Here is a 22,627-nt window from a genome sequence, read left to right as displayed (position 1 = left end):
ACCGGTTTGATTAGGGAAGCCTAACTTAAAAACTTACCTCAACGCTCTCACCAAGGTAGTCCTCCAGCTTCTTTAGCTCCTCCTTGAGCTCGGCCTCGATTCTCAGAAGCTTTCTCTCGAGCTTCTTAACATCGTCCGCCAGCAGGGACAGCTCCCGTTCTATGGCAACGAGCTCATCTTGAACGGGCTTAACGCTTCTCAGGAGCTCCTCCCGCCGTGCCTCAAGCCTTTCCTGTTCCCTACGAAGTTCACTCAGCTCGGACAGCTTGCCCTCAAGGTTTTCAAGCAACCATTCCGCCGATTTCCTGGCCTTTCCCTCAAGTCTCGGGTAGACGTTGACGAGAAGGGACAGGAACTCTTCGGGCCTCTCAATTGCAACCCCACTGTCTCGGGCAACCTCATCTGCTATTCCGCCGAGGCGCATCCTCTTAAGTGGTTTCTGGAGCTTTGAGACCTTTGAACGGAGTTCAAGCTCGATTGAGCGAATCTTAGAAGAAACTTCACGGGCCTCTTTCTCAACTCTCGCGAACTCCTCCGATGAAAGGAGGGACTCGAGTTTTTTCCTCTCCTCTTCGAGTTCGTGAGCGAGTCTTGAAAGCGCATCCCTCTTGGCCTGGAATTCACGCTGAGCCTTTCTGAGCTCCTCAAGCTTCTCCACAACACTAATCTCCGGTGGAACGCTTTTTTCAAGCTCTTCCCTGAACTCCGTGTAGCCCTCGCTGAGCTCCTTGAGAAGGGAATTAACCGCGTAGACCTCTTTCTCGAAGAGAATCATAACGTGCTTTCCGTAGTCAACGTGAACTTTCGCAAGGTCTGGAAGACGCTTTCCGAGGTCATCGATGGTCTGAATTCCCTCAACGGCATGCCTCATGGCACTTACGTAGTTCCTCCGGTCGGCTTCAACTATCTGGAGGAGCCTCTCGTCCACATTCTTCGGGGGCGTGGCCTTCTCCAGCTTTCCGACGGCCCTGAGAAGTTCCTTTTTCTTCTTTCCAAGCCACTTGTTGTACTTCTTCCTGAGTTTTTCGGCCTTTTTCAGGCCTTCCTCACGCCTTAGCTCGTACTCCCGTATCGCTTCCTCCAGTCTCAACCTTCATCCATCCTTTAACTTTTCCACGGAGGTAAACACCAACCACGACGGCGAGCGCAACGTCGGCAATCGCAAAGAGCAGTTTCTGGAAGACGTCTATGTCCGAAATCGTCAGTATCGCGAGGGCGTAGCGGGTGGTGAGGTCAATAGTCACCCAGAGGGCCGGCGTCATGAGAAGGGCAGACGCGTAGTACCATATGTGGTGGTCCCTCTTGAGGTAAGCCTGGATTACCCTTCCGGCCATCATAACCGCGATTCCCAGGGCAATCGAGCCCGCAAGGGCGTTGAGGTAAATCAGAGTCGCCAGGAGCGATGTTCCCGGATAACTGCCGATTAGCTTAAGCGAATAGCTCTCAAGGTTCAGGTAGGCGTTGATTGCACCGCTCGCTATGACGAGTATACCCGCAACGAAGGAAAGAACTACGACGAACTGCTCAACAACCGCCTTCCTGAGTGAAAGAATGAACTTTCCAATGCTGAAGTTGAAGCCCTTGGTGAAGAATATCCCGCCGATTATCAGGAGGACAGTCCCCCAAATAACCGTTGAAACTATCTTCTCGCTCTCGGGATACCACACGCCGACGAGCTTGGCTATCCCGTAGAGCAGGGCCATCAAACCCGGAATGCCGAAGACGACGCGCGCGACCTCGGGGTCGCTCAGGATTTCCTTCATGTACTTGACGATGATATACCAGGTCGTCTCGATGCTCGGGCTCTGCTTGACGACGACGCGGTGGGAGGTTATGATTGGGACCTTTGAGGTGATAATCGGGAAAATCTGCTCGTCCTCGGCCCCATCGGTAACGGGGATAACCCCATCGGCCGGAAAGACCTTGAGAACCTCCTCAAGCTGTCTCGCAAGTTCCATATCGCTCTTTAGCCCAACTTTCGGGTGGCCGGTTATTATGGCAACCTCAACCTCATCGAATTCGCCCTTCTCCTCGAGCTCGTCCCTCAGCTTAACGGCCGCGTAAACGACGTTCGCGTCGCTGTCCTCGGGATCGGCGAGGCTGAGCTTCAGGGCGGCATCGATACAGGCATCTCTCCCTATGACCGGCCCCTTAACGCCCGCCTTCTTGCCGAAGTCGTCATCGCGGTCAATTGCCAGAACGAGAACCCTCATCACCGCACCTCTCCAACCTTTTCGAGGACGGATTTTACCTTGTCCTCCATGTGCCTCTCCTTGTCGCGCCTGTCGTCAATCCTTATCGTTGTGGAAACCCTCTCCGCGCCGAGCTTGAACATAAGCTCGTGGGCCTCCTCGATTATATCGAAGGCCTCCCTAACGGTCTTTGTCTCGATGATGGTGGCCATCGGCGTCAACTGATATTTAACGCCCTTCCTCTCTAAAAGCTTTATCACCTCGGCGACGTACCTGCTCAGGCTCTTCTCCCCGAGGGGAACGACCACGAACTCGACGATGACCACCTTCGACACCCGCTTTAATCTTTCTCGGCAGTAATTTAAGGGTTGCGATAGGTTAATAAACTAACGAGAGGTAATTTTAAGGGGGTGAGAGCATGTACAGGATTAAGGACGAGTGGGGTGAGTTCCTTGTCAGGCTCGCAAGGAAAGCCATAGAGGAGTACGTGAGGAACGGAAGGGTCATCGAGCCTCCTGAGGACACACCGCCGGAGCTCTGGGAGAAGATGGGTGTCTTCGTGACTCTCAACCGCTACAACGTCCCGCCACAGATGGCGCTTCGCGGGTGCATAGGCTTCCCCCTGCCGATTTACCCGCTGGTCGAGGCGACGATAAAGGCGGCAATCCACGCGGCCGTTGAGGACCCGCGCTTCCCGCCGGTCAGACCTGAGGAACTCGACGAGCTAACGGTGGAGGTCAGCGTCCTAACTCCGCCCGAACCGGTAGAAGGTCCGCCCGAGGAGAGGCCGAGGAAGATAAAGGTCGGCAGAGATGGGTTAATAATCGAGAATGGCATCTACTCGGGCTTACTGCTCCCGCAGGTGCCAATAGAGTGGGGCTGGGACGAGGAAGAATTCCTGGCCCAGACCTGCTGGAAGGCCGGCCTGCCACCGGACTGCTGGCTCGACCCGGACACGAAGGTCTACCGCTTCACCGCTGAGATTTTCGAGGAGGAGTACCCAAGGGGACCAGTGAGGAGGAAGCCGTTGGTTTAGGCTTGTGTTAGGGAGTCAATTTCTCCTTTAAGGACGTCGTAAAAGGCAACCATAGTCTCAACTGCCCAATTTTTTATAGCTTCATTTGAGGTCAGGTTCGAGAGGGGTCCCGCTTCCCGTTCGGTGTATATGAGATTGAGAGATCTAGTAGATGACGTTTCATCCCAATGAATTTCATCTTCACGCAATCTCTTTTTAAGTGCTGACGTTATGGTGTCTTTTCGTTGAATCAGGGCTTGTTTGAGTTGTTGTGAACCTTGCGATTTCATGTCTAAAATGAGAGCAACCCTGACACGCTTAGAATTTTTAGGGCCTAGTATCTTCCACTCTAAATGGACACCAGTGTGTCCCAAGGGAATTTCAAGCCATCTGTTGGGTCTCGCCCGCCGTTCTGTAACTCCTGGCTTCTTTTCTTTGAACATTGATAGGACATCACGGAAGAACTCAAAGTAAATCCTTTCTGATTCTGACAACGTCTTGGGTTTGTTGGAATCTTCCGTAGCTGAATCATCAATAATGAGCCGAGGAGCCAGTATTTCTATTTCACCCTCGGTAAAATAGTCAAACTCGATTATGTTAATATCAATCCCAACCTTCCTGAGCCAATTGACTATTCTCTTGGTGTCCTCTCCTGCGGAGTATGACACAAGAAGCATACCAATGTCATACGGAGATGTCAGGGAGTTCAAAAGAGTCTCCACAAAAGACTGAATTGTATCCTCCTCAGCATCACCGAATAAAAACTCGTAGAGTTGCTCTGGTGTTTCTACATCTATTTCCAAAATTCTCATTAGCTCGTTGAACGTCATGTTTTGAATATCAGAGGCATAGTCAAGTAACTGCGCTATTGCATCTCTGTATCCCATATCCCGTTTGAACTCTACAAGGAATAATTTTCCAGTTGAGGCCAACAGCAGTAAATCCAATCTGCCACCACTTGGTAGTCTGACTTCCCTCTTTAAAGACCTGATGTCACACTCGGAATCATCGCACACAAGAGAACCAATAATTTCGGGATTGGAGCTAATTAAGCTCTGCAAATCTCGCTCTAAATGCACATTAGAGTACTGAACTTCGGGCACAATTCTGAGCTCTCCTCGCGACTTTAATACTATGTAGGACATAAGTTCTGCACCAAAACGAATACCCAGTTAATCTTTAAAACATTGCCCAACCCAAATGTTACTTGTTACTTCCTACATGCCAAAGCCTTCAAAATACCCGTATTCTTCAATGTACTCACGGAGTTCCCTCCAAGAGCCTTTAAGCTTCCTGCGTTCCCTTGGTTTTCCATGAATACGCCCGGACCTCAACAGGTTTGCCAGTGCAAACACGTCATCAAAATCAGAGATCACGCTCTCCATGTGTGGAAATTGGGGGAGAATGGTTTTAACCCTTTCTCATCTTCACTATGAAGAAGCTGTTGCAGTCGTGCCTGTGCGTCCACGCGCGGAACACCTTATCCCCGATTTCGAGGAAGCCTCTATCGCCCCAGCTGAAATCGTAGGGGATTATCTTCAGTCCAACCCTCTCGACGGCGAAGAGGACGTTCTCCTCGTCCTCATCAACCCTAATCGAGCACGTCGAATACGTCATCTCTCCGCCGTCGCGCAGGTTCTCGTAGGCGTTGCGGAGCATGTTCCTCTGAACGCTTATTATGCGCTTAATCTTGTTCTCGTCGAAGCGCCACTTCACTTCAGGGAACTGTCTGTAGGTTCCCGAGCTTGAGCACGGCGCGTCGAGGATTATCCTGTCGAACCTGTCTTTGTCCTTAAAGCTCTGCCCGTCCGCGTGAACCAGCTTGACGTTCTTAATCCCGAGTAGCTTCATCTTCTCCTTCATGCGCATCAGCCTGTCGTAGGAGTAGTCCACCGCGACTATCTCGCCCTTGTTCTCCATTAACGCGGCGGCATGGAATGTTTTTGAACCCGGGGCAGCGGCCAAATCAAGAACCCTCTCTCCCGGCTTCGGACTGAGAACGTGGGCGACGTAAGCACTCGCCAAATCCTGAATGACGAACTTCCCCTCTTTATACCAGTCAAGCCTCGTTACCGGCGTCTTGTAGTCGAGAACCTTTAGAACGTCCGGGACTGGCGTTAAGGCCGTTCTCACGCCGTTCTCCTCAAGGTAATCGCGGAGGGAGTCCACGTCGGTCTTTAGAGTGTTCGCTCGAACGTAGTATCTCTGAGGCCTGTTGTTGCTGAGGAGCAAGCGAACGGCTTCGTCGTAGCCCAGAAGCTCTATCACATACTCAACGTACCAGCGCGGGTGAGAGAAGCGAACAGAAAGCCACTCAATCCTATCCCTCTCCTTGAGCCGTTTCAAGGCCCTCTCCACGTCGAACTTCTCTATCGAGTGCATCAGCGCGTTGATGAACTTCGCCCGGCTGAAGTCAAAGCGCTCCTTGACGACCCTCACAATGGAATCGGTTGCCACCGCCGGAGGAACCTTCCGGAAGTGGATTTCAAACGTCCCGATTCGGAGGAGATTGGCGAGATAGGGGTCGAGGTCTTCCACCTTCGAGCCCTTCAGCACGGAGTTGATGATGAAGTCTATTTTTCCCCTCCACTTCTCAATCTCGAAGACGTAGGCGTGCGCCAGTCCGCGGGCCTTCTCCCTGTCCTTTCCGGCAACCTTCCGGAAGACCCGCTCAAGGGCGTGCTTGGAGGAGAGCTCACGCTCATCAACTAAGCTCAAAGCGTCCGCAACGACCTCCTGAAAGCTCACCCTGTAAAACAGCTCCATGCTCGGCCCTCCGAGGGATACCTTAAAAACCTGGCGGTGAGGTTTATTAGCCCTCGGTTCGATAAAACCTTTAGGTGTGAGTCATGATTCTCGATACCGACTACATCACCGAGAACGGGAAGCCCGTGATAAGGGTCTTCAAGAAGGAGAACGGCGAGTTTAAAATCGAGTACGACAGAACCTTCGAGCCGTACTTTTACGCCCTTCTGAAGGACGATTCGGCGATAGAGGACGTTAAGAAAGTAACGGCAAAGAGGCACGGGACGGTCGTCAGGGTGAAGCGCGCCGAGAAGGTGCAGAGGAAGTTCCTCGGAAGGCCGGTGGAGGTCTGGAAGCTCTATTTCACGCACCCCCAGGACGTTCCGGCGATTCGAGACAAAATACGCGCCCACCCCGCGGTTATCGACATCTACGAGTACGACATACCCTTTGCCAAGCGCTACCTCATTGATAAGGGCCTGATTCCGATGGAGGGCGACGAGGAGCTTACGATGCTCGCCTTCGACATCGAAACGCTCTATCACGAGGGTGAAGAGTTTGGAACCGGGCCGATTCTCATGATAAGCTACGCCGACGGGAACGAGGCGAGGGTCATAACGTGGAAGAAGATTGACCTGCCCTATGTGGACGTCGTCTCAACTGAGAAGGAGATGATTAAGCGCTTTCTCAGGATTGTTAAGGAGAAGGACCCCGACGTGCTCATCACCTACAACGGCGACAACTTCGACTTCGCCTACCTGAAGAAGCGCTGTGAGAAGCTCGGGATAAAGTTCACGCTCGGCAGGGACGGGAGCGAGCCGAAAATCCAGCGCATGGGCGACCGCTTTGCCGTTGAGGTGAAGGGCAGGATTCACTTCGACCTATATCCAGTCATAAGGCGCACGATAAACCTCCCGACCTACACCCTTGAGGCCGTTTACGAGGCGGTCTTTGGAAAGCCCAAGGAGAAGGTTTACGCCGAGGAGATAGCACAGGCCTGGGAGAGCGGGGAGGGCCTTGAAAGGGTCGCGCGCTACTCGATGGAGGACGCGAAGGTGACCTACGAGCTGGGAAGGGAGTTCTTCCCGATGGAGGCCCAGCTTTCCAGGCTAATAGGCCAGAGCCTCTGGGACGTCTCACGCTCGAGCACGGGCAACCTCGTTGAGTGGTTCCTTCTCCGGAAGGCCTACGAGAGAAACGAGCTCGCCCCAAACAAGCCCGACGAGAAAGAACTTGCAAGACGGCGCGGAGGCTACGCGGGGGGATATGTCAAGGAGCCGGAGCGGGGATTGTGGGACAATATTGTGTATTTAGACTTCCGCTCGCTGTACCCCTCAATCATAATAACCCACAACGTCTCGCCCGATACGCTCAACCGCGAGGGCTGTAAGGAGTACGACGTCGCCCCCGAGGTTGGACACAAGTTCTGCAAGGACTTCCCGGGATTTATACCAAGCCTTTTAGGAGACCTCCTTGAGGAGAGGCAGAAGATAAAGAGGAAGATGAAGGCAACGGTTGACCCGCTGGAGAAGAAACTCCTCGATTACAGGCAACGCGCTATCAAAATCCTCGCCAACAGCTTCTACGGCTACTACGGCTACGCCAAGGCCCGGTGGTACTGCAAGGAGTGCGCCGAGAGCGTTACGGCATGGGGGAGGGAGTACATAGAAACCACCATTCGCGAAATAGAGGAAAAGTTCGGCTTTAAAGTGCTCTACGCAGACACAGATGGATTTTTTGCGACAATCCCCGGAGCAGACGCCGAGACCGTGAAGAAGAAGGCCAAAGAGTTCCTCAAGTACATCAACGCGAAACTACCCGGCCTGCTCGAACTCGAGTACGAGGGCTTCTACGTGAGGGGGTTCTTCGTGACCAAGAAGAAGTACGCGGTGATAGACGAGGAGGGCAAGATAATCACGAGGGGCCTCGAGATTGTGAGGCGCGACTGGAGCGAGATAGCGAAGGAGACACAGGCCAGGGTTCTTGAGGCGATACTCAAGCACGGTGACGTTGAGGAGGCCGTCAGGATAGTGAAGGAAGTGACGGAGAAACTGAGCAAGTACGAGGTTCCGCCCGAAAAGCTCGTAATCCACGAGCAGATAACGCGCGATTTGAGGGACTACAAGGCTACTGGCCCGCACGTTGCCGTTGCGAAGAGGCTCGCGGCGCGTGGAGTGAAAATCCGGCCCGGCACGGTGATAAGCTACATCGTTCTCAGGGGCTCTGGAAGGATAGGCGACAGGGCGATTCCAGCCGATAAGTTCGACCCGACGAAGCACCGCTACGATGCGGAGTACTACATCGAGAACCAGGTTCTCCCTGCGGTGGAGAGGATTCTAAAAGCCTTCGGCTACCGGAAGGAAGACTTAAGGTATCAGAAGACGAAGCAGGTCGGCTTGGGCGCGTGGCTGAAGGTGAAGAAGTAATTAGACGGGTTATTCCCCGTTTTCTATTCTCTCCAAAACCTCTAAAATCCCCTCGACGCTCGGCACCTCGAAGCCCCTCTCGTGGATTCTCCTCACGCCTTCTGCTTCTGGATTAATCCAGACCGCCCAGAGGCCCGCTTTTAGAGCACCCTCAAAGTCCTCCGCCTTTGTGTCGCCGATGTGTATGGCCTCCTCAGGCTTCACGTTGAAGGCCTCCAGAGGTTTCCTGAACATTTCTGGCAGAGGTTTGAAGGCCCCGACCTCGTCGGCGAAGAAGGTTCTGTCAATGTAGTTCATGAGCCCGAAGCGCTCGAGGAGAAACCTCGTGTATGAACCCGGCCAGAACATCACGTTGCCCGTGACGGTGACCTTCAGGCCCTTCCGCTTGACGCCTTCGAGGGCCTTTTTGGCTCCGGGGAGCACTATCGCCTCATCGACCTTGAGGACCGCCCTCGCTCCCGCTCTCTTCACCAGCTCGACGTCTATTCCGAGTAAATCTGCCAGCATCTCCTGGCTTTCCTCCAAAGCTCGCCTCGGGTCACCCTCACCTCTGGCGCGCATGGCCTTTATCCTCTCGCGCGTCAGCATTATTCCCTCGGCCACGTCGAGTATGCATGCCCCCATGAGCTTCGTCAGCTCCACCGTGAGGGCATCGAGCATGACCTCTATGTCGAGGAGGGTGTTCCAGACGTCGAATGAGACGAGCTTCACCTTTATCACCTCCTCATAGTACAACATATGTGGTTTAAAGTTCTTTTGTGGTATACATAAATTAGGATAGTCAGAGAGACCAAAACAAAAAGAAATGCAAGTCAAAAGGGCCAATGCAGTCTATAAATATAGCTCAATGTACAAATTCCTTTTTCACGTATGGGCTTGTAAACGCACGTAATAGTGCACCATAACTCCGTATTACAAATGCAAACCTGTCTCCTACACTGGACTTTCTGGGGATGTTATAGACAACCATATGGTCACTGCTACTCCACAGAACCTTCACTTCATCTGGTGACTTTAGGCCTTCTGGGTCAACGTCCTGCCGTCCCACCGCGAGGATTGCCCTCCTAATCGTACCAAGATTTTTAAATTTCGGTGTTTCACCGAATGCGTTCTCTCCGAGTTGCCCCTGTGGTAGGGACGGTTTCCTTCGAACCTCGATTGCCTCTGCCTCTAAGACAAATGCATCACTATGAGTTCCGGGAATCCGACGTCGATAAACGGCGTCGTGCCCGAGCAAGATTGCTTCCCCGATACGGAGGTTGTTTATCCTCGAATCCGGATGTTCATCCAGCAGGAGGGGTATGTTTGCGGAGTTTCCCCCGCTGATTAGCTCAAACCTTATTCCAAATTTATCTTCAATTCGATTCACTATCGAGTCAAATTCGTGTATCTTGTCCTCAGTCGGTATAACCCCTGTCAGACATGCCAGGTTCATAGCCAGTCCCTTTACCTCAACGCCATCGTAGCTTAGGGCAGTGTCGATGAAGTCCTCGAGTTCATCCCTGCATATTCCATCACGCCTCTCACCCATCTCGACCAGAAGAACCACGTCATGAGTCGTTCCGCGTTCAATTGCGACTTCTGAAAGCTTACAGAGGGTCTTGAGCTCGGTGTTCAAGGACATATCAGTGTACTTAACGACCTCGTCCACTTCGCTAATCATTGGGGGTCTGAGAAGCATGATGGGAGCATTTATACCGGCTTCTCGAAGCTTTTTAACGTTTTCAATCCTTGAATCCGCCAGAAATGAGGCACCTCCATTCAACATAGCCTTTCCAATTTCTGGGCTTCCGCAGACTCCCTTTGTAACCCCCGCAACGTTCATTCCGTGTCTTTTAGCAAGCTGAACAATGGTTCTTGTGTTCTTTTCAATCTTTTTCAGATTTACAACAAGGCGGGGATACTCACTCATTCGGTGGTTCCCCCGCGATAAAGCATTCTGTAGTACTTCTTTTTCATTCCAATCTTCTCGTAGAGCCTGATGGCATTGGTGTTCTTGACATCAACGTGGAGTGAAAAATCACCGCCGGTTACTTCCTTTACCTTCTCAAGGAGCATCGTTCCAATTCCTCTTCCCCTGAACTCCGGCTTTGTTGCTATGTACGAGAGATGATACCTCGGGAAGAAAGTTTCGAAGCACACCCTCGATACCACCGCTATTCCGGCGAGTTCGCCCTCCTCATACGCCAGAAGTATGAACCCCTTGGCCAATGCATTGTACACTGCCTCGAGAATCTCATTTTTTGGGTCACTGAACTCTCCAAGCCATTCGTCGAGGGTATCCACAAACGTTTCGATGTCAAGTGGAACCGTGGTTGGACCCCGCAGAACAACCAACGTCCTTTTACTGTCTCCATACTCCTCAGTAACATACGCGCTTTTAATGGCTTCTGCCATACACACACCCCCATTTACAATGTTTTTAAGTAATATTGTTTACTCGATGTACTATTATGTCACGACACTTAAGTATTTTTCGGTTGGGGACAAATGTGGCAAAATTACAAAATAGTAACTCTAAATATCCTATTATTTGGCAAATTATATCCCATTTAATCCAAATAAGTGGCTAAATGTTAACATGATACCACAGTTATAAGTGAAAGGGTAGGGTAAAATTAATCAAATTAATGAAGTAACAAAATTATTTCATAAAATTCAGCGCTCTGAGAATGCGAGGTATCTGAGGCCCTCCATAAGCCCGGCTTCCCTCAGAACCGCCTTGAGGTTTCTAAACCGGGAGCGCATGACGAACAGCTCGTAGAAGCCCTCGAGGTTGCCCCAGTGGCCGTAGGCAGATAGAGCGAGGTACATCACTTCCTTGGGCTTGAGCTTTCTCCCGAGGCTCTCGTTGAGGGCTTTAAGTCCCGGCCTGACTCTGTCGAGCAGTCCCTCGCGCTCGATGAGGTGGAGCATCAGGTCCTCGACCGTCGGTTTCTTCCACTCTATCAGCTCGTCCTCGAAGGGCAGTCCAATAACGAGCGGAATCACCTCGGTTTTTCCGACGAGGTAGCCCCTCGCCGTAGTTCCATGCTCAAAGCCCGAGAGCTTCCCCGCTATCGAGGCGAGTGCGCTTTCCCTGCTCTCGTCGATGTCAACCGCAACGCCGAGCCGGTCAACGCTGAAATCGAAGACCTCCATGGCTCTTAGAAAGTTTCCGAGGTTTCTAATTACCCCGGAGTTGCCCTCGCTCGGGATGACGGCGAGATAAACCCCATCAGATTCCCGTCCGAGGAGGTCGAAGTTGTCGCGCTCAAAGACGCGCTCTATGAAGCGGAACTGGTACGGGGCCTTTCGGCTCTCCCTGAACTCGAAGAGCTTCTTGAAGACGGCCTTGAAGAACTTGGCGTCGGTCTTCCCCTCGACGAAGAGTACGCTCGCCTTGGCATTTTCCCCCGAGAAACCTCCGCGGACGTCGAAGTCGAGGTATTTCCTCAGCTCGTAGGTCTCCTTGAGCGTTATGCTCCTCCCGGTGTCCGAGTAGATTAGAACGTTCTCCTCTCCTTTTCTAAAGCGGTTCGATATCAGGTCTATCAGCTCTAAACTGGCCGTGACGATGGTCTCGTCGCCATTCAGTGAGCTCACGAAGTTAATCAGCTCGTCGCGGTTCTTCGAGTACTCCGGGAAGAGAACGGCACTATCTGCGAAGGCCTCCCAGCGCTTTCCCGTTACTACTTTCATTCACCTCACCATGTCAACCGCTATCGCGCCTATGACCGCGAAGGTGCTGATTATGACCGTCGCGTTGAAGTACTGAACCGCGTCGAAGTGGGCTATGTAGTCTATGCCGAAGAGGTAGATTAGAACCGCGGAAACGGCGTAGGAGATGAGGGCGACGGTTATAAGCCTCTTGGGGACGTGAAAGATTTCCTCGCGCTTCAGGTTTCCGAGCCCGGCCTTCGTTAGGAACAGATAAGCGAGGCCAATCGTCATGAGAAAGATGGCGAGCGAACGCTCGACCGAGATGTCCTTTGCCACGTCCCAGACCTCGCCGGTGAAGATGAAGGGGAGCGCGAAGGTTATCGCCCCCACTATCTCCTGGGCTATGTCGTCCCAGCCGAGGGAGTCGGGCTTTCTTCTCTCCTCCAGCCTGGCAACCTGTCTTGTTAGCTCTTCAACGCTCTTCCGGAGTTTCTCCAGTTCAACCACCTCTCGCTCAGGTTCGGGGTTCATCATCCCGTCAGCATTGGATTCACTCATCATCGCGGAAAACCCTTTCCCGGGAACGGTTATAAAGGTTGACGTTGAGTAAAAAGAACGGTGAAGCTGATGAGACGAATTGAAGCCGTGATGGCGGTGTTTATTGTTAGCGTTCTTCTGGCAGTGCCCCTGGCAAGTGCAGGATTTAACTCCGCAAACACGATTATCGTTCTCCCAACAACCAAAGTCGTCAACAACACGCCCCTTCACATAAACGAAGACGCGATAGCGGGCGCAAAGCTCGGAGCCTTTCTTGTTCTGAATGGCATCGAGACAAAGACGTACACAAAGACTGTCAAAGTTCCTGTTGAATATCACAGTGTCCTTATAAGTGACGAAAACCAGACGTATGTGCTGACAAGTGACGACATGCCCGACCTCGGGCTGAACTTTGGCACGGAACCAGTCGGGGACGCCGTTGTTCTGAGGGTTAACTTCTCAAGGGTGCTCTACAACTCCACAAAGCACGCCGCGGAGTTTCTCGACAGGAGCGTTGAGATAATCTTTAATGAGAACACCACACCCCTCGATATCGGGGGCAACTACAAGGTCGTCTACACGAACGTTGACGGACGGGACGTCATGTACTTCTACAACTACCAGTACTCAACAGGCAACACGAGCTCGCTCGGCGACTGGGTGAAAATGGGAAGCTGGAAGATTCACTTCATAGACATCGATACCAACCAGATGAAGACCCTCGTCGAGCTCTACTACCCCGGTGGAAGTGTGAAGCTCACGAGCCTTCTGAAGGGCACCTACTACCTGATGTACATTCTCTCCAACGGCACATTCAAGTTCGAGAGCTACACCTCCAGCCCCACCACGGAGATTGACACCCTACTTAAGGAAGGCGCCAAGGAAATCTTCCTGTTCACCCCCACTGACTTCTTCATAGGGATAAACCAGGCGAAGATGGTAACATACGACTACTGGTTCTACAAGAAGGTCAGACAGTACGGAGACGGTGACGTTTACAGCGGTCAGTGGGTCTGGGACATCCAGCCGGAGAACAACCTCTACGTGCTATACCTCCACGTCAACGGGACAGAGTACCCAACGGTTTTCGTGGGCTCTAACTCGGCACTCCAGATTCCAATAAAGAGCTGGAACCTCAAGCTCGTCCCGGTCTTCAACAGAACCGCGGACGGCGGGGCAATAACTGGAATCCTTGGATACCGCTTCGTTAGAACCACCTACGTCACCAAGAGCGTCTCGATTACCGCACCGGCAGTGACGGCAACTAACGACGTAAACTCCCTCATAGTCAACGACACCTACATCCTCGACAACGGCCTTCCGAAGGACAAAAACGTCGTGATAATCGGCGGTTGGGTTAGCAACAAGGCCTGGGAGGTTCTTGAGAAAGCTTACGGCACAGACAAGGTCAACGAGCTCAAGAACGAGCTCATGAGCAAGGGCTACATCGTGGCCAAGCTCAAGAACCCGTACAACCCGAACTACTACGTGGTAATCCTTGCAGGAAAGACCTACCGCGAAACCGCGAAGGCCGTTGAGGAGTTCATCAAGTCCGCGGGCTGATTCCCACCGTCTTATCAATTGTCCCACTTTTTCCCGTTTTCAAAATCTCCCCAGCCCATCACGCCCGATTCTCACAAGTTTTATATACTCGATAGCCATCTAAGCGTTCATGTCTCTGCAGAAATACAGGGGCTTTTCCAGGGACGCGTGGTTGCTTGTGGCCTATTCGTTCATCGCCTGGCTGGGCGGGAACATAGCGTGGTTCATCCTGCCCTTCTATATGAAGTCCCTCGGCTACACCTACGGCGACGTCGGTGTGGTGTTCTCAGCTTCAACACTCTCCCAAGCTGTGGCGCTCCTCTTCTCAGGCCCTTTGAGCGCGAGGCTCGGCTACAAGCGCTCCATCCTCCTCGGACTGGGGCTTATGTTCTCAGGGAGGGCCATCCAGGCGGCATTTCCTTCCCTCCTGCCCCTGGCCATCGGCGGTGCCCTCGTTGGAGTTGGCCTTGCCTTCGAGAGCCCCTCCTTCACCTCCCTCCTAAGCGGAGAGGTGAGCGACGAGAAGAGGCACTACCTGTTCAGCCTGTCCTCGGCCCTCGGAACCATCGGCTCGGCGGTTGGACTAATCATCGCCGGAGTTCTACCAAAGTGGCTGACGTACAGGGAAACGTTCGCCCTTGTCCTGCTTGTCATCCCCCTCCGCTTTTTGGTAATCCTTCCCACGAGGCCAGTACTCAACGGCGGAAGGAGGATAAAGCTCCGGGGAGAAATCCTCAGGAGAATCGCGAAGTTCGCGGTTCCGCAGGCGTTAATCGGCCTTGGAGCCGGAATAGCGATACCCTACGTCGGGCTGTGGTTCAACCAGCGCTTTGGGACGAGCCTTGAGAGCATCGGCTGGCTCTTCGCGGTTCAGCAGTTCATAATGGGTCTCGGCACGTTCCTCCTCCCAATCATCGCGGACAGGATGGGCAGTGTGAAGACCATCGTGGCCTTCAACGGTAGCGCGAGCGCTTTGATTGCCCTGATGCCCCTCTCCCCGAGCTTTCCGGTCGCGGCGCTTCTGTACACCGTCAGGACAATCCTGATGAACATAGTCAACCCGATATGGAGCTCCTTCATGATGGGCTTTTTCAGCGAGGAGGAGCGCTCAACCGCGATGGCGCTCAACAACCTCTCCTGGACGGCCACCTTTGGGGTGGGCCAGTTCATCGGAGGCTTCATCTTCGACGTCTCGCTCACGTGGCCTTTCTTCATAACGGCCATACTTTACTCGCTCTCGATGGCGGTCTTCTGGGAAACCTTCAAAAAAGAGGATTAGAGGCGGAACTGCTCCACGTTCTCACGGAGCTCCCGCGCTATCTCCTTGAGCTTCCTGGCCTCCTCACTCAGGGCCTCTATCTCGGCCCTCTGCTCCTGCATCGCCGAGCTGACCTCCTCGGCAGAGGCTGTTGTCTCTTCGGCGCTCGCGGCGAGGTTCTCAAGGGCCCTAAGGGCCTTCTCGACTTCCTCCTTTGTCCTCTCTGCCTGCTCCTTTACCTCAGAGACCCTTTCGCCTATCGAGCCAATCATCTCCGCTATGTATCCGAGGTAGCCGAGGCTCTCCTTTAGGGTCTCGGTAGAGCTTGAGACAGTATCAACACCCTTCTCGGTCTCCTCAACGGCCCTCCGGACCTTCTCGTCCATCTCGGCTATGATTTCGCGTATTTTCTCGGCGGCTTCCTTGCTCTCCTCTGCCAGACCGCGGATTTCCTGGGCAACCACCGCGAAGCCCTTTCCAGCGTCCCCGGCACGTGCCGCCTCTATCGCGGCGTTCAAAGCGAGTAAGTTCGTCTGCTCGGCAATGTTACCTATCGTCTGAGTTATCTCACCTATCCTCTTGCTCATCTCGCTTACTGCCCGTACGGCCTCGTCAATGAAGTCCATCGAGCGCTTGATACTCTCAACGTCCCGTATGGCCTCATCACCCTTCCGTCCACCCTCAGATGCCGTCCTCGTAACCTCCTCGACGGCCCTCTCAAACTCCTCCATTATGCTCGAGGTCTCCTCTGTGACCTGGGCGACGAGGCGCATTCCCTCGGTAATCTCGTTGATGCTCTCCTGCTGCCTCTGCGCCTCAATGCTCACCTGCTCTATGGCTTCACCAACCTGCTCCATTGAACCGCGGACGTTTTCGGCAATCTGCGCCAGTTCTCCCGCCTGCTGGTCGAGCAGTAGACCGATGTGGCGGATGTTGCCTATCAGCGTTCTCATCTTGGCCGACGTTTCGCGGAGGGCCTTTATTATGTTCTTCAGGTCTCCCCTGGCCTCGACGCTCAAACCGTTGCTCAGGTCGCCCTCGGCGAGGCGTTCAAGCTTCTGGATGACGCCATTGAGGGTTCCGATAACGTCGCGCGAGATTGCCTCAAAGGCGGTAAGGAGCTTTCCAATCTCATCGTCGCGGTAGGGGTAGTCGATGGACCCAACGACCTTCTTGGCCTCCTCGAGCCTGCCCTCGGCTATCAGCTCCGCCGCGTTCGTGAGTTCTTCTATCGGCTTCAACGCTTTTCTCAGGTACTGAACGCCCGCGAGCACGAGGCCGAAGGCTATCAGCGAGGCAAGGCCAAGGCTGAAGATGAGGTTCCTCGACGCCTCTGACTTGGCGGTGTTCAGGGACTCAACCAGCGCCCCGATGAGCTCATCCTTCGGAGCCGCGGCCACTATCGTCCAGTTGGTAACCTTGCTCCTCGCAAACGCCATGACCATCGTTTTCCCGTTGAGGTCGAGCTCAACAACTCCCTGCTCCTCCCTCTTCATCGCATTGGCAAGGGGAGCGTAGCTCTCGTTCGTGAACACGTTGAGCTTGCCCACCAGGCTCTCGTTGGGGTGAATAACAACAGTACCGTTGGGGCTGAGAACGAAGAGGTAGCCGGTCTTCCCGATGCGCGTGGAGACTATCTCCCTTGAGAGAGCGGAGAAGTCAACGTCTATACCAAGGACACCAACAACGGTTCCGTTGTAGACGACGGGGGTAATGTAGCTTATCACGGTCTTGTTCGTGATTATGTCGGTGTAGGGTTCCATCCAGAAGGGGCCGTTCTCAACGGCACGGCGGTACCAGCTCGAGTGGGTGGCGTTGTAGTCCTGGGGAAGCTGGGCGGGGGGAACTATCTCAATCCTTCCCGTGCTGTCAGCGTAGTAGGCGTTGATAATGTCCCCCTCTGAGTTCTTTAGCTCCGTCAGCTTCTTTTCAACCGTGTTCCAAAACGTCTGGGTGCTGGTGTACCCTGGCAGGTACTCGTTGACCGCGTACTCGCTCGCTATGGACTTGGCATAGGAGTCAGCAACGAGCTGGAGGGGACTGAGCCTCTCGTCTATCATCAGGGCGTACTTCTCGCTTTCAAGAAGCGCAATGTGGTTAGCCTGGTCGGTTATCACCGGCCCAACAGTGTTTTCTACAGTAGTTCTCATGGTTTCAATTCCTCTCAACTGAGCTAATGCCATAACAACCATAACAGTTATCATAGTGCCAATCAAAACAAAGTAAAGTTTTTGTCGGAATCTCACTCGTAAACCCCCCATTTTGCTATTTCGGCTTTACTCCCCCAGAAATCATTAATTCAAGCAATTTTTAAGCGATTTGTGTAGGACATCGTGTAGGTTCGAACCACGAAATAGAGACAGTAAAAGCGGGAACCTGCTAACGTTTTTAAGCCAAAGCCGTAACCTAAGCGGGGTGAGAGGATGGCGGTTAAGGACTGTCCCGAGTGCCACGGAACGGGAAAGGTGAAGGTAGGCGAGAAGGAGTGCCCCGTTTGCGAGGGCTGGGGCTACGTTCCGGCTGATTTCAAGATAGGCGAAAAGCTGAAAGGTTACAGAAACCTCGACCACCTCGGCGTCGAGGACGAGGTTGACGAGATACCCTGCCCCGAGTGCCACGGCAAGGGAACGGTTCCCGTTTACGACACCTGCCCAACCTGTGGCGGAACGGGCAAGGTGCTCGTCTGTGACATCTGTGGCAAGATAAAAGAGCCCTGGGAGCCGGGAATGGAAACGACGTGGGTCTGCCCGGACTGCCTCAGGAAGTACAAGGTCGTCTTCATACTCGACAAGACCTGCGACTACGAAGATGTGGAAATCGGCAGTCTCTACAAGGGAACGATTGACAGGGTCGAGCGCTTCGGAGTTTTCGTCAGGCTCAACCCGCACGTCGTCGGTCTAATCAAGAGGAAGGACCTCCTCGGCGGAAGGGAGTACCTGCCGGGACAGGAGATAATCGTCCAGGTTCTCGACGTCAGGCCCGACAAGAGGGAGATAGACCTCATCGAGTCACCACAGAGGCACTACAAGACCGTCGTCGTCAAGAAGGAACTCCCCGTAACGCCGATAGCCGAGCTCAGCAAGGACATGGCCGGAAAGACCGTGAGGATACAGGGTAAGGTTACGCAGATACAGGTCACCGGCGGGCCAACGGTCTTCACGATAACCGACGGAACTGGAATAACCTGGGCGGCCGCCTTCGAGGCTCCTGGAGTTAGAGCTTACCCCAACATCCAGGTCGGCGACATCGTTGAGGTCATAGGCAAGATAGCCTTCCACTCGGGCGAGATTCAGATTGAAGTCAGCGACATGGCGAGGCTCTGGGGACCTGATGCAGCGAGGGTTAAACAGCAGATAGAAGCCGAGCTCGACAAGAGGGCACAGCCCAAAGATGTGGGCTTCCTCGTCCAGAGCGAGGTTCTCGAGAAGCTCAAGCCGAAGATTATGAAGGCCGCCTTCATGATTAGGAGGGCAATCTTCGAGGGCAGGCCGATTCTCCTGAGGCACCACTCCGATGCCGATGGTTACACTTCCGGTCTGGCCCTTGAATACGCGATAGTCCCGCTGATAGAGAGCATCTCCCCGGACCCGCAGGCGAGGTGGAAGCTCTTCAAGCGCAGACCGAGCAGGGCTCCCTTCTACGAGCTGGAAGATGTGCTCAAGGACATAATATTCATGGTCGAGGACCATGAGAAGTTCGGAGACCCGCTCCCGCTCGTCGTCATAGTGGACAACGGCGGAACGAGCGAGGACATTCCTGCCTACAAGAGGATAAAGGCCTACGGGGTTCCAATAGTGGTCATAGACCACCACGACCCGCGCGAGTGGGTGAGCGAGGACAAAGCTAAGGTCGATGAGTACGTTGATGTCCACGTCAATCCGCACCACGTCAAGCGCGGTTACTACGAATTAACCGCTGGAATGCTGGCAACTGAGGTGGCCCGTTTCGTCAACCCCGACGTTGAGGACAAGATAAAGCACCTGCCTGCCATCGCTGGAACCGGCGACAGGAGCAAAGCTCCGGAGTTCTACCAGTACCTCGAGATTGCCAAGAAGGCGAAGGGCCTCACCGAGGAGGACCTGAAGAAGATTGCCGAGGTCATAGACCACGAGGCCTTCTACTGGAAGTTCATGGACGGGCACGGAATCATTGACGAGATTCTCCTTCTGACCGGCAACCTGCAGAGGCACCGCGAGCTGATAAACGCGATTTATCCAGAGGTCAAAGAGAAGCAGGAGAAAGCGCTGAAGGCATCGCTACCGCACGTCAAGAGCGTCGTCCTACCCAACGGCATAAGGTTCAACACCATCGACGTGGAGCTCTTCGCGCCGAAGTTCAGCTATCCTTCTCCGGGCAAGCTGAGCGGTTTAATCCACGACCACTTCAAGGAGAAGTACGGTGAAGACAGTCCAATCCTGACCCTTGCCTACGGCCCGGACTTCGCCGTGGTTAGGGCCAGCGATGGAATGTCCGCCTACAACTTCGACCTCAACGAGATAATCCCGAGGCTCCAGGAGAAGCTCCCATCGGCGGGAATCGAGGGCGGTGGCCACAGCTACGCGGGGTCAATAAAGTTCTTCGAGGGCATGCGCAAGGAGGTGCTTGAGGAGTTCGCCAAGGAAGTCGTGAAGCTGAAGAAGGCCTGAGGCCAACCTTTTTAACCTCCCTCCCCTAATTATCCCGGTGAAAGCTTTGAAGATAGTTCTTGAGGTAACTTTCAGGATGGGCGGAGTGAACTTCCGCGGTACGAGATGGGAGGACGGAAACCTCGTTTTTGAGTTCGAGAGACTTGGCGATGCGTTCATTCAGGTTCTCAGCAATCAGAGGGTTGAGGCCGAGGTTGAGGAACCCCCAAAGAAGGTTCTCGTCGAGCTAAAAACGAAAGAAGGGGGAAAGGTCTTCGAGGCCTTCGAGAGGGACGGCCGTTACCTGGCGGTTGAGCCTTAGGTTCTTTTTCGCCCAGCTATCAGCGCCAGCAGGGCCAGCACAACTATAAACGCCGGCCCGCACACGTTTCTTTCCCCATTTAACGGTTGTACACTGGTGTTTTGGACCGGAGTGCTCGAGGTAATGCTGGAAGTCGCATTGTGGGCAACGGGAGTGGAAGTGCTCGTTGGGCTCGTGGTGGAGTTCTCTAAAGGAGTAAGTGTGACGCTAAGGCTTTTACTCTCCCCTGGCTTGAGTGTTAGGTTAACGGAATAGTTCTGATAACCCTGCTTCGATAGGACTACGGTGTAGTTTCCGGGATTGAGGGACAGGTTCTTGGGCGTTCTGCCGTAGGATTTCCCGTTTACAAAAACCTCAGCCGGGGGATTGCTGGAAATCGTCAGGCTAACAGGCTCAGGTGTAAGGTTGAAGGTGAGGTTCATGACATTGAAAGTCCATATCTCCTTTGACTGCGGGACGTAGCCATCTTTAACGGCAGTTACGAGACAGTAATAAGCGGTTGGTAGTATTATCCCCTTTATCTTGGAAGTGATGTTAAAGGTGAACCGATAGTCGGGCTGATACGATGGAGGACATATTATTTTGATAGTGGTGTTTTCCGGGGAGACTGAAAGCCGTAAAAACGATGCAAGAGTACTAATATCAAAGCCATATCTCACAAACGCTTGCAGGTCAATTGTCTCATTATGGGGTATGAAACCCTGTTTTGTTATAGTCACATTATGTTTCCCCGGGAAGAGATAAAGGGTGGCCGCAGAGGAGCTAATGTTAATTTTAGTGCCGTCTATGTAAATAGTGGCATCGCTTGGGAAAGATGAGTCAGAGTCCTGGAATATGTCCACCTTAACCATTGGCTTTGGGTCCCTGAGCTCGACAATATTTAACATGGAATCGACGGGAACAATGCTAATATTGCCAGGATGTATCTCAACGTTGAGGAGCTTTATACTGTAGGGGACAACGTACCTGCTCTCCTTTACCCTGAAACCCGCGTTCTTGAGTTTTATCGAGAAGTTTCCACCGTAGAGGAAATTCTTTCTCAGCGCCACGGGATTGTGGAGCTTGGTGTAGGGAATTCTAATGGCCAGGAGAGGACTGTACGCTTTGAAGTTTACGTCGGAGTACCTTTGGGCAGTTAACGTAAGAACAAGGGAGTTATCCAACTTAAAAACAGGGGTAAACGGCGGAATGAGTGAGTTATAGTAATCCACAGGAGAACGGTTGACGTTCACGAAGTAGCCGTCTATCGAACTGTTGTGAATCCAGCCCACGAAGAACCGCTCATAGTCGAGGTAAACCCCAGACACTATCATAGAGTCGTTGGAAGAGGGCAGGTGGTACAGTTTGAAAACCCCGGAATAACCGAGCTCAATGGGGCTGGAGTTGACAGTGGCTTCCTTGAACGAGTAATTGAGGAGGTCGAAGTTGTTATCAAGGGTCATCCACCACAGCCCGCTTTTCTGCAGGGTAACCCTCTTCTGGCCGTATTTTTCAACGAGAAACTTTCCAAAGAGTCTAATCGTGCCGTTGGAGTAGCTGGTGTAAGTCGCCCACCAGTCAGCAGACTTCACGGGAGTTCCGCCATCGAGGAGTGTAAACGCGACAGAGTTCAGAACGCTGAAGTCCTTCGTAAACCTCACCACGAAGGGTTTTCCCTGGATATCGCCCAGACTCCAGGAGCTCCCCACCACAACGTATGAATCCCTGAGAACTATAACGTCGTCAATCCCATCGGCATATATACCACCGAGGGCAACGAGCTTCTCAAGCTTCCGGGTTTCAGGGTTGAACACCCCAATGAACCCGTCACTACCTGAGTAAAAGCATCCACTACCCACCAGCAGGATTTTCCCCGTGGAGTTATCAACGATAATCCTTGAGACGGAGGAGGTAAAGCGGGTCAGGTAAGCCCTCTCCCACACAACGTTTCCACTTTTATCAAAGTACGCCAGCCAGAATCCCCAATGAGAACTGGAAGAGTTACTTCTAACGTCAATATTACCGGCAACCAAAAACCCATTCTTGTATGGAATCAGCGAGGTAGGATAGACAACATGGCCTTTGGGCTCCAAAACGTGATACACACGAATGGGGGTGATGTGCATATCGGTGTCCAATCTAACAAATGCCCAAGTGGTAGTGTTATCAAAGAAAACGAGGAAACCGTAGCCCCCATTCTGTTCCATTACAAGGGTAGGGGCCTTACCGTTAACAATGTATCCCGCAACCGTCACATCCGTTCCCAGTCCCGCGCCCGAGACATAACCCGTGGATAGAATGGAGAGTAAGACAATTGTTAGAACTATCCGTCCAATTCTCATAA

Annotated in this window: 19 protein-coding genes; 6 read left to right on the top strand and 13 right to left on the bottom strand. The window is 53.1% G+C overall.

The genetic code is table 11. The annotated features are described in order from the left end of the window. Positions 1 to 25: 25 nt before the first annotated feature. Genes E3E28_RS06215 through E3E28_RS06205 form a run of 3 tightly spaced genes read right to left on the bottom strand, consistent with a single transcriptional unit; the run spans position 26 to position 2,518 of the window. Complete coding sequence (locus tag E3E28_RS06215) at positions 26 to 1,090, bottom strand: hypothetical protein (RefSeq protein WP_167914451.1); 1,065 nt, start codon at positions 1,088 to 1,090, stop codon at positions 26 to 28. Then, positions 1,047 to 2,213: a DUF373 family protein gene (locus E3E28_RS06210; protein ID WP_167914450.1), complete on the bottom strand. Its 1,167-nt coding sequence runs from the start codon at positions 2,211 to 2,213 to the stop codon at positions 1,047 to 1,049. The genes E3E28_RS06215 and E3E28_RS06210 overlap by 44 nt, the downstream gene beginning before the upstream one ends. Then, positions 2,213 to 2,518, bottom strand: a complete 306-nt coding sequence (locus E3E28_RS06205; RefSeq protein ID WP_167729016.1) for an MTH1187 family thiamine-binding protein — start codon at positions 2,516 to 2,518, stop codon at positions 2,213 to 2,215. The genes E3E28_RS06210 and E3E28_RS06205 overlap by 1 nt, the downstream gene beginning before the upstream one ends. A gap of 92 nt (positions 2,519 to 2,610) precedes the next feature. Between E3E28_RS06205 and E3E28_RS06200 the strand changes: the two genes are divergently transcribed. Then, positions 2,611 to 3,228 (top strand): TIGR00296 family protein, encoded by a 618-nt coding sequence (locus tag E3E28_RS06200; protein ID WP_167914449.1) that lies wholly within the window; start codon positions 2,611 to 2,613, stop codon positions 3,226 to 3,228. On the opposite strand, the gene E3E28_RS11290 is transcribed toward E3E28_RS06200, so the two are convergent. The 3 genes from E3E28_RS11290 to E3E28_RS06185 all read right to left on the bottom strand — a co-directional run bounded on the left by E3E28_RS11290 (position 3,225) and on the right by E3E28_RS06185 (position 5,973). Then, on the bottom strand, positions 3,225 to 4,310 hold the full coding sequence (locus E3E28_RS11290; protein ID WP_167914448.1) for a DUF4268 domain-containing protein: 1,086 nt from the start codon (positions 4,308 to 4,310) through the stop codon (positions 3,225 to 3,227). The two genes, E3E28_RS06200 and E3E28_RS11290, sit on opposite strands and share 4 nt — an antisense overlap. 114 nt (positions 4,311 to 4,424) lie before the next feature. Then, entirely contained in the window at positions 4,425 to 4,592 is a 168-nt protein-coding gene (locus E3E28_RS06190; RefSeq protein ID WP_167914447.1) for a hypothetical protein, read from the bottom strand. Positions 4,593 to 4,617: 25 nt separating this feature from the next. Beyond that, entirely contained in the window at positions 4,618 to 5,973 is a 1,356-nt protein-coding gene (locus E3E28_RS06185; RefSeq protein WP_167914446.1) for an RsmB/NOP family class I SAM-dependent RNA methyltransferase, read from the bottom strand. Positions 5,974 to 6,056: 83 nt separating this feature from the next. Here E3E28_RS06185 and E3E28_RS06180 point away from each other — a divergent pair, with 83 nt between their 5' ends. After that, entirely contained in the window at positions 6,057 to 8,378 is a 2,322-nt protein-coding gene (locus tag E3E28_RS06180) for a DNA polymerase (protein WP_167914445.1), read from the top strand. A 9-nt stretch (positions 8,379 to 8,387) separates the two neighbouring features. On the opposite strand, the gene E3E28_RS06175 is transcribed toward E3E28_RS06180, so the two are convergent. The 5 genes from E3E28_RS06175 to E3E28_RS06155 all read right to left on the bottom strand — a co-directional run bounded on the left by E3E28_RS06175 (position 8,388) and on the right by E3E28_RS06155 (position 12,578). After that, positions 8,388 to 9,089: an HAD family hydrolase gene (locus E3E28_RS06175; protein ID WP_167914444.1), complete on the bottom strand. Its 702-nt coding sequence runs from the start codon at positions 9,087 to 9,089 to the stop codon at positions 8,388 to 8,390. Positions 9,090 to 9,222: 133 nt separating this feature from the next. Beyond that, on the bottom strand, positions 9,223 to 10,290 hold the full coding sequence (locus E3E28_RS06170) for an alanine/ornithine racemase family PLP-dependent enzyme (RefSeq protein ID WP_167914443.1): 1,068 nt from the start codon (positions 10,288 to 10,290) through the stop codon (positions 9,223 to 9,225). Then, positions 10,287 to 10,775 (bottom strand): GNAT family N-acetyltransferase, encoded by a 489-nt coding sequence (locus E3E28_RS06165; protein WP_167914442.1) that lies wholly within the window; start codon positions 10,773 to 10,775, stop codon positions 10,287 to 10,289. The genes E3E28_RS06170 and E3E28_RS06165 overlap by 4 nt, the downstream gene beginning before the upstream one ends. Positions 10,776 to 11,036: 261 nt before the next feature. Then, on the bottom strand, positions 11,037 to 12,059 hold the full coding sequence (locus E3E28_RS06160; RefSeq protein WP_167914441.1) for a DUF3226 domain-containing protein: 1,023 nt from the start codon (positions 12,057 to 12,059) through the stop codon (positions 11,037 to 11,039). Further along, entirely contained in the window at positions 12,060 to 12,578 is a 519-nt protein-coding gene (locus E3E28_RS06155; protein ID WP_223211973.1) for a DUF2391 family protein, read from the bottom strand. 69 nt (positions 12,579 to 12,647) lie between these two features. Here E3E28_RS06155 and E3E28_RS06150 point away from each other — a divergent pair, with 69 nt between their 5' ends. Further along, positions 12,648 to 14,120 (top strand): S-layer protein, encoded by a 1,473-nt coding sequence (locus E3E28_RS06150; RefSeq protein WP_167915264.1) that lies wholly within the window; start codon positions 12,648 to 12,650, stop codon positions 14,118 to 14,120. A gap of 109 nt (positions 14,121 to 14,229) precedes the next feature. After that, the gene (locus E3E28_RS06145; RefSeq protein WP_167914440.1) at positions 14,230 to 15,378 is read left to right on the top strand and encodes an MFS transporter; all 1,149 of its coding nucleotides are present in this window, start codon (positions 14,230 to 14,232) and stop codon (positions 15,376 to 15,378) included. On the opposite strand, the gene E3E28_RS06140 is transcribed toward E3E28_RS06145, so the two are convergent. Next, entirely contained in the window at positions 15,375 to 17,507 is a 2,133-nt protein-coding gene (locus tag E3E28_RS06140; protein WP_167914439.1) for a methyl-accepting chemotaxis protein, read from the bottom strand. The genes E3E28_RS06145 and E3E28_RS06140 overlap by 4 nt on opposite strands. Before the next feature lie 273 nt (positions 17,508 to 17,780). On the opposite strand from E3E28_RS06140, the gene E3E28_RS06135 reads away from it, so the two are divergent. Together E3E28_RS06135 and E3E28_RS06130 are read left to right on the top strand one after the other, a co-directional pair. Further along, a complete protein-coding gene (locus E3E28_RS06135) occupies positions 17,781 to 20,003 on the top strand; it encodes a DHH family phosphoesterase (RefSeq protein WP_167914438.1) in 2,223 nt (740 codons plus the stop codon). A gap of 46 nt (positions 20,004 to 20,049) precedes the next feature. Beyond that, positions 20,050 to 20,304 (top strand): hypothetical protein, encoded by a 255-nt coding sequence (locus tag E3E28_RS06130; RefSeq protein ID WP_167915263.1) that lies wholly within the window; start codon positions 20,050 to 20,052, stop codon positions 20,302 to 20,304. Here the strand turns inward: E3E28_RS06130 and E3E28_RS06125 are convergent. Further along, positions 20,301 to 22,625, bottom strand: coding sequence for a PEGA domain-containing protein (locus E3E28_RS06125; RefSeq protein WP_167914437.1), 2,325 nt, complete (start codon positions 22,623 to 22,625; stop codon positions 20,301 to 20,303). The two genes, E3E28_RS06130 and E3E28_RS06125, sit on opposite strands and share 4 nt — an antisense overlap. Positions 22,626 to 22,627 lie beyond the last annotated feature (2 nt).

The sequence above is a fragment of the Thermococcus sp. 21S9 genome (assembly GCF_012027635.1).
Classification (GTDB): Archaea; Methanobacteriota_B; Thermococci; order Thermococcales; family Thermococcaceae; genus Thermococcus.
This window is presented reverse-complemented; position numbering and strand designations above follow the sequence as displayed.

Bases quoted from the DNA above. Each gene is read 5' to 3' on its own strand.
- E3E28_RS06210 (WP_167914450.1), bottom strand. From the start codon at position 2,213: ATGAGGGTTCTCGTTCTGGCAATTGACCGCGATGACGACTTCGGCAAG.
- E3E28_RS06200 (WP_167914449.1), top strand. From the start codon at position 2,611: ATGTACAGGATTAAGGACGAGTGGGGTGAGTTCCTTGTCAGGCTCGCA.
- E3E28_RS06190 (WP_167914447.1), bottom strand. From the start codon at position 4,592: ATGGAGAGCGTGATCTCTGATTTTGATGACGTGTTTGCACTGGCAAAC.
- E3E28_RS06185 (WP_167914446.1), bottom strand. From the start codon at position 5,973: ATGGAGCTGTTTTACAGGGTGAGCTTTCAGGAGGTCGTTGCGGACGCT.
- E3E28_RS06180 (WP_167914445.1), top strand. From the start codon at position 6,057: ATGATTCTCGATACCGACTACATCACCGAGAACGGGAAGCCCGTGATA.
- E3E28_RS06170 (WP_167914443.1), bottom strand. From the start codon at position 10,290: ATGAGTGAGTATCCCCGCCTTGTTGTAAATCTGAAAAAGATTGAAAAG.
- E3E28_RS06165 (WP_167914442.1), bottom strand. From the start codon at position 10,775: ATGGCAGAAGCCATTAAAAGCGCGTATGTTACTGAGGAGTATGGAGAC.
- E3E28_RS06160 (WP_167914441.1), bottom strand. From the start codon at position 12,059: ATGAAAGTAGTAACGGGAAAGCGCTGGGAGGCCTTCGCAGATAGTGCC.
- E3E28_RS06155 (WP_223211973.1), bottom strand. From the start codon at position 12,578: ATGAGTGAATCCAATGCTGACGGGATGATGAACCCCGAACCTGAGCGA.
- E3E28_RS06150 (WP_167915264.1), top strand. From the start codon at position 12,648: ATGAGACGAATTGAAGCCGTGATGGCGGTGTTTATTGTTAGCGTTCTT.
- E3E28_RS06145 (WP_167914440.1), top strand. From the start codon at position 14,230: ATGTCTCTGCAGAAATACAGGGGCTTTTCCAGGGACGCGTGGTTGCTT.
- E3E28_RS06140 (WP_167914439.1), bottom strand. From the start codon at position 17,507: ATGAGAACTACTGTAGAAAACACTGTTGGGCCGGTGATAACCGACCAG.
- E3E28_RS06135 (WP_167914438.1), top strand. From the start codon at position 17,781: ATGGCGGTTAAGGACTGTCCCGAGTGCCACGGAACGGGAAAGGTGAAG.
- E3E28_RS06125 (WP_167914437.1), bottom strand. From the start codon at position 22,625: ATGAGAATTGGACGGATAGTTCTAACAATTGTCTTACTCTCCATTCTA.